Genomic DNA, 257 nt, shown 5'->3' with positions numbered 1-257 from the left:
ACCGGTGTCGACCTTCGGCGAGGAGCGCCGCTCGACCCCGTATGTCGTGGACGGCGTACCCGGCGCGACGGGCCAGGCGCAGTGGGGCTGAAGTGGGCTGATGTCGGGCCAAGCGCTGCGAACCCAGCACCAGACAGATTGAATCAACCAGGCGAAGCAATGAATCAAGCAGCCATAGAGGAAATTTACGTCAGCACCGATGTGGAGGCCGACGGTCCGATCCCCGGTCCCCATTCGATGCTGAGTTTTGCGTCGGC

At 63.0% G+C, this 257-nt stretch carries 1 pseudogene; it reads left to right on the top strand.

The features are described 5' to 3' along the window. Nucleotides 1–138 precede the first annotated feature (138 nt). A pseudogene (locus SB772_RS43060) lies at nucleotides 139–257 on the top strand (exonuclease); the annotation flags it as partial.

This window comes from Paraburkholderia sp. SIMBA_030, assembly GCF_046535245.1.
In the GTDB taxonomy this organism is placed as follows: domain Bacteria; phylum Pseudomonadota; class Gammaproteobacteria; order Burkholderiales; family Burkholderiaceae; genus Paraburkholderia.
Note: the sequence above shows the minus strand (reverse complement) of the source record. Positions and strands in the feature narration are given on the sequence as shown.